The 9931-nt window shown below is 55.5% G+C and carries 15 protein-coding genes; 1 reads left to right on the top strand and 14 read right to left on the bottom strand.

What is annotated here, in order from left to right:
- Positions 1–65: 65 nt before the first annotated feature.
- From QZ522_RS14640 to QZ522_RS14620, 5 genes are all read right to left on the bottom strand, one after another.
- Positions 66–719: an SOS response-associated peptidase gene (locus QZ522_RS14640; protein ID WP_294613093.1), complete on the bottom strand. Its 654-nt coding sequence runs from the start codon at positions 717–719 to the stop codon at positions 66–68.
- A 195-nt stretch (positions 720–914) separates the two neighbouring features.
- Positions 915–1118 (bottom strand): hypothetical protein, encoded by a 204-nt coding sequence (locus QZ522_RS14635; RefSeq protein WP_294613090.1) that lies wholly within the window; start codon positions 1116–1118, stop codon positions 915–917.
- Positions 1111–1266 (bottom strand): hypothetical protein, encoded by a 156-nt coding sequence (locus QZ522_RS14630; protein WP_294613087.1) that lies wholly within the window; start codon positions 1264–1266, stop codon positions 1111–1113. The genes QZ522_RS14635 and QZ522_RS14630 overlap by 8 nt, the downstream gene beginning before the upstream one ends.
- 1357 nt (positions 1267–2623) lie before the next feature.
- Positions 2624–3607: a tyrosine-type recombinase/integrase gene (locus tag QZ522_RS14625; RefSeq protein ID WP_294613084.1), complete on the bottom strand. Its 984-nt coding sequence runs from the start codon at positions 3605–3607 to the stop codon at positions 2624–2626.
- 293 nt (positions 3608–3900) lie between these two features.
- On the bottom strand, positions 3901–4239 hold the full coding sequence (locus QZ522_RS14620) for a hypothetical protein (protein ID WP_294613081.1): 339 nt from the start codon (positions 4237–4239) through the stop codon (positions 3901–3903).
- Between QZ522_RS14620 and QZ522_RS14615 the strand changes: the two genes are divergently transcribed.
- A complete protein-coding gene (locus QZ522_RS14615) occupies positions 4238–4477 on the top strand; it encodes a hypothetical protein (RefSeq protein ID WP_294613078.1) in 240 nt (79 codons plus the stop codon). The two genes, QZ522_RS14620 and QZ522_RS14615, sit on opposite strands and share 2 nt — an antisense overlap.
- Here the strand turns inward: QZ522_RS14615 and QZ522_RS14610 are convergent.
- From QZ522_RS14610 to QZ522_RS14570, 9 genes are all read right to left on the bottom strand, one after another.
- Positions 4474–6162 carry a hypothetical protein gene (locus QZ522_RS14610; RefSeq protein ID WP_294613075.1) on the bottom strand — a complete coding sequence of 563 codons (1689 nt, stop codon included), beginning with the start codon at positions 6160–6162 and terminating at the stop codon, positions 4474–4476. The two genes, QZ522_RS14615 and QZ522_RS14610, sit on opposite strands and share 4 nt — an antisense overlap.
- The gene (locus QZ522_RS14605) at positions 6149–6424 is read right to left on the bottom strand and encodes a hypothetical protein (RefSeq protein WP_294613072.1); all 276 of its coding nucleotides are present in this window, start codon (positions 6422–6424) and stop codon (positions 6149–6151) included. Before QZ522_RS14605 ends, QZ522_RS14610 begins: the two co-directional genes overlap by 14 nt.
- Positions 6421–6852 carry a DUF5681 domain-containing protein gene (locus QZ522_RS14600; protein WP_294613069.1) on the bottom strand — a complete coding sequence of 144 codons (432 nt, stop codon included), beginning with the start codon at positions 6850–6852 and terminating at the stop codon, positions 6421–6423. Before QZ522_RS14600 ends, QZ522_RS14605 begins: the two co-directional genes overlap by 4 nt.
- A gap of 151 nt (positions 6853–7003) precedes the next feature.
- Positions 7004–7543 (bottom strand): helix-turn-helix domain-containing protein, encoded by a 540-nt coding sequence (locus QZ522_RS14595; protein WP_294613066.1) that lies wholly within the window; start codon positions 7541–7543, stop codon positions 7004–7006.
- Complete coding sequence (locus tag QZ522_RS14590) at positions 7543–7788, bottom strand: transcriptional coactivator p15/PC4 family protein (protein ID WP_294613062.1); 246 nt, start codon at positions 7786–7788, stop codon at positions 7543–7545. Before QZ522_RS14590 ends, QZ522_RS14595 begins: the two co-directional genes overlap by 1 nt.
- Before the next feature lie 100 nt (positions 7789–7888).
- The gene (locus QZ522_RS14585) at positions 7889–8245 is read right to left on the bottom strand and encodes a hypothetical protein (protein ID WP_294613059.1); all 357 of its coding nucleotides are present in this window, start codon (positions 8243–8245) and stop codon (positions 7889–7891) included.
- Between the two features lie 104 nt (positions 8246–8349).
- Entirely contained in the window at positions 8350–8532 is a 183-nt protein-coding gene (locus QZ522_RS14580; RefSeq protein WP_294613057.1) for a helix-turn-helix domain-containing protein, read from the bottom strand.
- A gap of 101 nt (positions 8533–8633) precedes the next feature.
- Positions 8634–9332: a hypothetical protein gene (locus QZ522_RS14575; RefSeq protein ID WP_294613055.1), complete on the bottom strand. Its 699-nt coding sequence runs from the start codon at positions 9330–9332 to the stop codon at positions 8634–8636.
- Positions 9332–9931 (bottom strand): site-specific integrase (locus QZ522_RS14570; protein WP_294613052.1); only part of this gene is annotated, 600 nt, incomplete at its 5' end. The genes QZ522_RS14575 and QZ522_RS14570, both read right to left, overlap by 1 nt.

The raw sequence follows: 9931 nt of genomic DNA, 5'->3' as shown, positions 1-9931 counted from the left end.
TCCTCCGTTAGCTAAACCTCAATTCTGTCCCACGAGTGCTGACGTCAGACAGTCTGGGTTCGAAACTAAAGCGGCTCAATCAACTGCGGCCCTTCTTCCCGCGCACCAAACTTCCTGACCGGATGATGCCGAAGCCGCACGGCAGCACCCAAACCCTGAACGTCATCACTTCCAGACAGCCACGCCTCACGCTCCTGAATATCGAGGATTACGGGCATGCGATCATGGATGCTTTCAATCGCGGGATTGGCCGCGCGTGTCATCATGGTGCAGGTCAACAGGTCATGCCAGAGTGATGCCAATCCCGCCGCCCATAGTGTCGGTTCATTGCAGCCAGACATGATCACATGCGGTTGTTTCCGGCCTTTCTCGCCCGACCATTCATAGTAACCCCCCATCGGGATCAGGCAACGCCCATGCCGCCACACAGCGCGAAAGCTCGGCTTGTTTTGTGCATCCTCAATTCGGGCATTGAATGTCGTCGCCTTCCAGTCTTTCAGATCACCCTTGTGCCAGGACGGGATCAACCACCAGCGCGCCTGCATGGCGACCATAGGCGATTTGCCGAGGACCAAGATGTTTTGCGTCGGTGCAACATTGAAGCGGCGCGGCCCGCGTGGCGGGATGATTGCGGGCTGGTTTGGGAAGGGGTCGATTTTCGTCTCTGAGTGCTCTTGATCCGTGCCGATCAATTCAGGCTCGATGAAGCGTCCGCACATGTGGAAATCTCCCGTGGCTAACAGGACTGAGACTACGCAAGTTTCTAATTCCTAGAAAGTGTATCGGTGGGCGCGCCGATGGCGTCACGGATGAAGTCCGCGACATTATCAGAGGCACAAGGCTGGAAGCTGGCGTTTTTCTAAAGGGCAAAAAAGGGCGATTGAATATTTGACAAGCCAGCCGCCGTTGCTTGGTTACTGGTCGCCGGTATCTTCCACGCTGCAAAACATCCACAGAAGTATCATTGCCGAAATCGGGTTGATGAAGAGGGCAACAACTTGCCAAAGAAGGCGATCCTGCCCGCGACGTTCGGCCATATCGCCCACCAGTGCGAACAACTGCCAGACGAGCCAAAGCCCCCCGATCAGGAAAAGAAGTGCGGCGGCAGTTTCAAGCATCTGACATAGCTTTCAACCCGCCCTTCGGCTTCTGCTTCACTAGCTTCTTCAGCTTTTTCTCAAACTGCTCTTCATCATCCGTCTCTATCTGGCGAGCGGCTTCTTTGAACTTGTCGAGTTGACTCTTTTTCACGTCAGGTGTTCTCATTCTTTATGTCCATTTTTTCAGAAGCTTATGAGTACGTACTATATATTGATGAGGCCGGAGATGACGGCCTCAAGCGAGTTAGTCCTATAGATGAAAACGGCGGTAGGGGGTCAAACTTCAATGCCGATTGACAGCTAGCCCTCAAGTTTGGGCAATGGGTGCGTGAGCAAAGACTTGATGCTCACGCCTCTATGACAAAACCAACACCAGCACGATTAGCCCCAGAGAGGCGACATAAAGGGCAATAGCGTTGTCAATCAGCTTGTAACCAAGGCGCTGTAGCATAAGAAGCCGTCCAATTGTTTCATCCCGGCGCCATGCATAAGGATGGCTTTTGGTGAAAGTTTGACAGAAATTTGACGCGGCCTATTCATCCTGGATAGGCGGGTTTTGTTCCATGTCATCGATTCAACAGCGAAGGTGGCGGATGGCATCGGCTCGCCTCACCGCAGCTTGCTCGGAAAGGGGAAGGGTCGGCAAATTTGCCGATGCTCTGTCGTGCTGGTTAGCGCCCCTAGGCATGTTCGCCACCCGTGCCGCAATGCTGGCGCGCTGGCTTTCTGTCAGCGGGCGGGCGATGTGTCGGTAACGCCATTTATCATTTTCAAACGAGTGGCCGCTATATGAGTCGCGGACCATTGAGCCAACCCGATTGTCGCGACTCTGCAAACAATCACGGTAAATTACGCAAACTGTCTGTATTCCTCTGCCGTCTGCTTTTCACAAAATTGCAGGTTTGGCCCACTGTGGGCCGGTTGTAATCACGCTGAATATAGGGAATTGGCTCTCACGCGACGGTCCAGAGGGACTGAAAAGCTTGATCGGGGAGGAAAAGAGCGGCACCATCAGTGTGCGTGGTTCCAAATACGGAACACGCAGAGCAAAAGCTGGGAGTTTACTATGAATTATTCAAGGATTCTCTGTATTTCAGTTGCAGGTTTACTAATGACGGCTTGCAGTCAACGTGAGCCTGAACCAACGTATATCACACCCGAACCTGTCTTCGACAAATACGGCAATGAAGTTGGCGGCGGTGGTTGCACAGGCGGCAACACTGCGGGAGCGGCAGGCGGCAATTGCTTGCCAGACGGCGGCGACTATAACCGGACACCGACACCTTCTGATGGCGGCGGCGGCTCTTCTGGCGGCGGCTCTTCGGGGCGGAGCTAAGGCTAAAAATTGTAGTTGAACTGAGCGGGTTTCTCTCTGGTCTGCTTCATCAATAATGTGGCTGGCGGATAAGCCTAAGCTTGGGTGCGGCGGTCGTGCCACCACTGACAAACCCGCTCAGCCGATCCGCGTTTTCCTCTGCCGCCATCCTGACAGCCTGCGCCCGCATGGCCATTACCGCTCTTGATCAACAATCGCTGGCGGAAATTGCTTTTGCCACTTGTGCCGAAGCTGCCTGAGACGCCAGAATTCTACGACCGTATCGGGCTGGCATTTCCGGAGAAGTCCACCGACCCGCAACCATGATTGAAGACAAATCACACCCAATCCTGAACGCGTCATGCACGCCCCCGACTCTGAGGCTGTGTGCGGATAAGTCCTTTCTGCCGGTGCAGCGTTTCACAATTCTGGATATGGTCGCCGGGTCCATTGGACCGATACGAGCGTTTGCTTGGCTTTTCGTTAAAAGTGGGTCGTCGTCGGATAACCCTTGGATTTTCAACCATTCCAGCACCGCCTTGGTGCCCGGTTCGGATAGAAAGGCATAGGCACCTTGCCCGAATTGGTCAGTCTTGGATTTTGCGACATATAGCAGGCTGCTTCCATCATCTTGTCGGATTAGGTCGCGAACGCGAAACGCCACAATTTCAGATGCACGACACCAACTGTCAGCAGCTACCCACATGACGGCCTTGTCGCGTATTTCCTGCCGTGAGGTTCCTAGGGATTGAATCACCCTTAATGCCTCGGCTCGGCAAAGAGGTGGGGCCTGGCGCACGCCAGCACCATATTTTCGCTTCACCGCCTTCAGGGCAAGCTCGACCAGTCTGTGACGGCACGGCGTCGGCTGAAATGACGCTCTGTGCATTTCTGATATTGCCCAAAGGCGTGTTTCGATTGTGGTGGGCCTGACCTTTCCCCCAATTGCGTCGATGTACTCCGCAACAACCTTTGGTTCGATTGGTGGTTCGGAATTGTATCCGGCGGTTCTGCACCATTCTCGAAAGTTCGCCGTAATCTGGCGGTAATTTCTGAGCGTTGAAGGGGCAAAGGCGGCAGCGGATCGCGCTTTGTATTCTTCGATGAGCTGCGCTCTTTCTCTCTCCGGTGCATTAGCCAGTTTGACAACAGTTTCAAATCTTTCTGCTTCCCTATCAAAATCGTGCTGCATCTACGCTCTCCCAGTTTTGTATTCTGGTCAGAAACGTACACCTCAAATTGGCATTAACGATTCATTAAGGATTGACTGAAATACTTGGGGAAAAGTTCTGGAAATCGGGAATGGGCATTTTGGAATTGCAACTGGCCGAACTTGAAGAAATCCTATTATGGTATGTTGAAAAATACGGGTTGTCCGACCGTGCCAGAGAGTATTTCGCTAACAAATCTATCTGTCAGCACTCCGGCTCACGCGGGTAACTGCGCGACCAAAATACCACGCAGCGATCCGCGTCACTCGCTTTCCTAGCTGGCCCTAAGCCATTCCTCGGGGATAGGTGAGGGGTATGTCACCCCGCCCTTGCCGTCTGCCTTGGGCATGAAGCCCGCAGGCAAGCCTAGCGCTGTTTCATGGTCGCAAAGACGAATGTAGAGCGCCAATTCCATCGCGAACCTTGCGGGGATCATGTCCCCATCCGAGCGCGCCCGCATGGTTTCCAATTCAGTCTTGAAGTGGGCGTAATCATCCAACGTCCTGATGATCGGCAGAGAATGATATTCGCCCTCGATCATTTCCATAAACCAATCCTCCCCATCAAGTGAGGTGCTTGTAGTGGAGTCTTCGGCATCATATCTTTGCTGCATGCTGTACTTCCTTGCTCAATCCGTTCTGGTCGTCTTTGGCATTTTCGCGGCCCTCTGCGGCGTTTTGATCGCCGCCTACCTGGTTAGGCGGGTGCCTGACGCGATTGACGCCACGCTTGATGCCGCCTCGCTGTCCGATGATGCCGCCATGATGTTATGGGCGGTAATATCGACTTTGCTGGGGCTGGCGGGGCTGCTGCTTATGGCAACAGCCCTCGCACCTTTTGTGATCGGTTAAGGCGAACCCGCGCGTGGTGCGCCAGCCATCAAGGCATTCGCAATCATTTCGACCAGTTCAGGTGACGCCTTGGCGTTGGGCATTTTACCGCCAGATGCGGCGAGCGCCCTCGCAATTGCCGCGTTCCTGCCCTGAATTGAGTTTGCAATCGTTCGGCCTGCCATACCGCCGCCCAGAGCTGCCGCGCCTATTGCCGCACCAATCGTCGGGCTTCCCGCAATCGCACCAGCAGAGAATGGCATGCCGCCGGTAAAGAGCGCGCTTCCCAGGCTGGTTGGTGCAGAACGCCCCGCTGCCCTGGCCGCATTTTCGAACCTGCCGCCTCGGGCCACCTTCTGCATCGCAGTGACCTCATCATCTGTCATGCCGCCAAGCTGGCCCTTTACATGCCTCCGGTCGGCTTTCTGGAACTCTCGACGCAGCGCGTTGGCGGAGTCACTGGTATCAGCCACATCGATCATTTGATCTACGGCTTCGGCCTTTTTGGCGCGTGAGTACAGATTATCACCTTGCCGGAATTCCGGGGCTTCCCGATTCACCATCTCATCGAACTTTCTCAAGAGGATCTTGCCGATTCTTGCCCGTGCCGGGTTTCGATCACGTGCCGCTGCCTGAAAGACCTCACGCACGGGTTTGACTTGAGCGCCGGACAAGCCGAATTTTGCAAGGTCGCTCATCTCATCAATCACGCGTTTCGCGTCAGGATCTCGCGTGATCAGTGACCCGTCAGCCCTCATGACACCTTCGCGCTTGAGTGTGTCGATTACGTTGGCTTTCATGGCTTGTGAGGCTTTTGGTGTCACGACTTGGCCCCGAGCCTTGCCCGCATCGTAGAGGCGTGAGGCTTGCCCTTTGAGGTCATCCGCCGAAAGAGCGTCCCTTACCATCCGGTTTACCGCTCGTTTGGTAGCGCGGTTATTCAGGAAACGTTCCGCTCCCTTACCGGCAACCGGCGCGGCCGATCCAAGGACTGCTGACATTGTGCCAGCGTCCTGGGCTTGTTGCAGGCGCTCTTCGGAACCGCCCTCACCCTCCATGAATCCATATGCCGCGCCCTGCGTTCCTGCGACTGCAGCACCACGCGCCATCTTGGCCCCGAGGCCGACACCTCTCGCCCCGACACCCATCGCGCCAACGCCGGGAATAGCCAACGGGGCCAACTCGGCGGTGAGGGCCAGCCCCGGATTGCTTTCCTCGAACTGCTGCTCTTGGCCACGCTCGAAGGCAAGACGCTCGTCGTAGCCTTGCCCGCCGGGAATTGCTGCCGCCGCTGCTGCGCTTGCCTCGTCACCGACAAGGCCAAAGGTCAGGCTCTCGCCCGCCTTGTTCAAAAACGTGCCTACCTTTTCCCCAAAATTCTGCGTGGTGTCGTCGTTATCTCCGAACACGTTTTCTTTGAGAGTCTGCGTCCAGGGTTTCCCAACCTCTGGGGGTAAATTCTCTTTTGCCGCCATCTGACGGGCAACGAGTTGGCGACGGCGAAGGGCCAATTCCCTCTCGGACATATTACTGGAGCCATCCGAAGGTTGCCCCCCTCGCGTGGCCTTTATGCGGCTCTTGGCAATATCCAACTGTGTTTTCGCTGGGGCCCCAAACCGCTTTTGCAACGCTCTCTTAATGTCCTCTTGGGGGGTGCCGTCCGGGAATTCTGTAATCGTGCCATCTGGCAGTTCAACCTCGGTCATCTTTTATCCTTTCTGATTGCTCATTGGCTTCTTGAAACGTTGAAATTCGATCCACGCGGGCGCGAAACTGGTCTTCGGTTTCATCGTCCCGCCCTAGTACGCACTCACTCGCATTGTTTGGGCGAACGATGAGGGCACGCCGTGAAACCGCGTCCACCCCGCCGCTTGCGTTTTCGTAGATTGTTCGGAAGTGCACGACCGTTACGTCATCGCCGTGACCAGCCCTCTTCTCGATGTTATTCAGCCGACTTTTCAGGCTCATTTTGCTGCCTCCAATGCTGCGATCCGGTTTTCCAGTTCTGTTGTTTCCAGTGTCTTCCTGTACGCCTCCACCAAGGCCATGATGCTTGCGCCTTCCAACGGGGTTAGCTGCCCCTCGGAAACGGCCCGCAGGACCGCCTGTGCGGCCCCTGTGGCGTCCTGCGCGGATTTCATGGGGGGAAGGTCGAAATTAACCGGCGAGTCCTTCCTGGCGGGCGCTATGCGCTCAAGGCACAAACGCAGGGCCGTGGTGTCACCACCCAGCGCCATTTCCACCGCCTTGCGGGTCAGCCCCTCGGCTTCGCCGTCCAACAGTTTCTCAATCGCACGGGTCGCCTTGTGCCGCGCACCCTTGGGACGGCCCGGATTGCCGGGAGAAAATTTGCCGTGCTCGTCAGTGTACGTTTTCTGGCCGTTTTTTCGTGTCATGCAGCAATCCTTTGATCTGTGCCGCACATGACGAGGCTGAGTGTAACCCTATGCTGTGCCTCGCTGTGGGAGATGGTAATTAGATATGTTCCCCATTCGGGCACAGTCTGAGCGCCAAAATGGCAATTTGCGTATCCTATTCGGGCACAGTTCATGAGTTCACGACCTTCAACTGTGCCCGACTCGGGCACGGGGGTGTGCCCGAATGGGGGGGTGGGTTCTGAATTTTGAGATTGGCTTTCCGGGCCGCGCGCGACTTCGGGCGATAGCCCTGATAAACGGTGACGGGATAGTCGTGGCCCTCTTTCCAAAGCTCCGGCTCGCGCGTTGCGGGGCGGCTCTCAGTCGACATCATGGTCAAGCGGAAGGTTGCAGTCTTACCGTCTCCGTCAGCGCCGCGTTTCCAAGGGTTAGTGCAGACAATCCAGCCCTTTGCCTGTAGGTCAGCAAGTGCCGCGCCTGCTGTTTTGGCGCTGCACCCCATGTCCTTGGCCAGGTTACGCAATGAGCGGTAAATCCCACCGTTGTTGTTTTTCGCGTTCTTGGTGTCGGCAAAACAACGAACGCGTAGATGAAAGTAGGCATCGCGCGCCGGGAAGCTCAGCGCCTTCCACGCGGGCAGAAGTCTGTGTGCGTGTATCCACTTCGTAAACTGAACTTGGCGCTGCTCGTTGCGCTTATCCCTGCCCATTAATGCGCCCCCTTATGATCAATCAGACCCAACTTGCGGGCTTCTTTCTCGGCTTCTGAAAGCGCCTGTCTGAGATGCGGCAAGAGGTCGAGACGAACGGCAACGCCCTGTTTGCCGGGGCGCTGTTCGCCGTCATCCGTGTCAAACCAAACGCGAAGGTTGATAAGGTGGTGACCCCGGAACTCATCCAGGGTCACACGCAGGTCTTCGCGTGCATTCTTGCGAATGGTTGCGATGGGGGTCATTTGCTGCCCTCCGGATAGGCCATAGCTGCGATTAGGGCAGCGCGGGCGAAGGACAGGCCATGACGGCGGCGTAGGCGGTTGATCTGCATCTTGCGCGAGGTCATGCCGCCACCTCGCTGCGATTGATGCGCGTCACCTTGCTGTCGAGGAAATAGACACCATATGCCCCCGATCCTGTAATCGGGTTGCCGGGGTAGAACTTGGTGTCCACCTCCAGGCCGATTTCGCGCTTGAGGATATGAACCACATCGGACAAGCGCACCGGGGAGGCGCAGTAGACCGGCCCCGCGATGAGCAGGTCCATCACCTGACGCTGGCGCTTGCAGAGGCTAACAATGAAGGGCTTGTCGTCGCCGTTGTGCAGTTCGTAGGACGCAATGGTGCGGTCCTGAGGCAGGTCGGCAACACGCATTACGCGTTGCGTGTTCGCCGGGGGTTTTGTTTTGATTCCAGTCATTTGCCTGTATCTCCTTTGAGATTGAAGAACAGGCCGAACTGCGTTACATTCTGGGCACCGCTGCGAAGAATGCGCCCCAGTCCGGCTTGTCCGGCTGGGGTTTTCTATGCGGCTTCGACTTTGATGCCCGTCGCGTCGAGATATGCGTCCAAGTCACGTTTCTCGATGCGCGTAGCGCCGCCGAACTTGGTGAAGATGAGCTTGCCGCGCTTATGCGCTTCGTAAAGTACGCTGCGGCTATGGCCGCTATACTCAACAGCTTCGGAAACCTTGAAAAAGCGTTTCATATCGCCCCTCCATAATCCGCTGCTTGGGATCATCCCAACGCTTCTGCGGGTACGCTGGGTCGGTAATGGATGGACAAAACTCAGAATAAAGGAGTTTCCCGCTATTTTTTCGGAGAAAAATCCTTACATGCCTGACGCGCCCAAAACTCGGGGCTCGCAGATATTTCGACCGCTTCAAAGGCATCACTCACGAAGCTGAAAAAGGCGCCATATGCTGGATTTCCCCTATCATATGGATTTGTATTAACCACCGGGATCTTGCCGCTTTCGGCATAATACACATAAGCTAATTCAAGTGCGAAGAAGCGGGCAGTACTTTTCTTTTGCTTCCCTACGCCGCTGAATTCTTCGAACTCATCGCCTTCGCCAAAAGCTGTATTGAATGACCGCCCAGCTAGGTCAATGCTATCGCGGGCCTTTTCCAATTCAGCCTGAATCTTCTCCAAATGGTCAACCAAAATTCCACGCGCAGTCTGCATTGATCCTGCCGAGCCGAAGCCATGACGGGACATTTCAGGAAAGACCCTCTGCAAGATTTCCACCATGCCTACACTACCGTGCAGGCCAACACGTCTCAAAGACGAAGACGCCCTTTCAATGTACCTTGCAGCTTTGTCGAGGTTCTCAAAGTCTTTATTCGGCGGCTTGTCGTTGCTTTCCATTTCCTCCATTGCAGCAGAAACGCTTAGATGTGAAAGTAGCTCTCGCGCTACGCCCTCACCGTCCTTGATACCTTCAAAATGTTTGGGCAGCATCTCGACCAGGTTAGTTCTTAGCCTATCGTGCTTCCCGTAATCCATCACTTGGCTATCCTTACAACTATTGCGGTTTCGTCGGTCACCATGTCCGCCCATCGATCCAGCGCGGCTGCGCGTTGAGGCAAGAGGTCCGCCTGCTGATACACCCTGGCAACGGCACTCGGTGCGCTGCTCGTGGCTGCGTGGTTCTGGATACGGTCAACAACGCCTTCAGGGATTCCTGATGCAGCTAGTGCGGTTGCCATTGATCTGCGCAAATCATGCAGTCGCCACGGCGAGAAGTCTTGGCCCAAAAGCTTGTCCAAACGAGCCTTGGCCTTAGAAATTCCCGAGGAAGGGGTCTTGCCGTTCGTTGTGAAGACAAACTCAGTCTCGCCAGATATTTGCCTTCTAGCTTCCAAAGCCGTCAAAGCGGGGAGCGACAAATGAACAATATGGGGCTTTCTGTTTTTGGTCTGTCGGCTTTCAAGTTCAATTCGCGCATTGGGTGCGTCAATGTTGGCCCAACGAAGGCAGGCAATCTCTCCGCGACGTTGGCCGGTCAACAACAGAATACGAAACAGCGGCCCCCACAACTCTCCAATTTCAAACGTAGCCTGATAGATAGCCCGAACCTCGGGGAGGCTTATGACTCGGTCGTG

Source organism: uncultured Roseovarius sp., from assembly GCF_913054395.1.
GTDB lineage: Bacteria > Pseudomonadota > Alphaproteobacteria > Rhodobacterales > Rhodobacteraceae > Roseovarius.
This window is presented reverse-complemented; position numbering and strand designations above follow the sequence as displayed.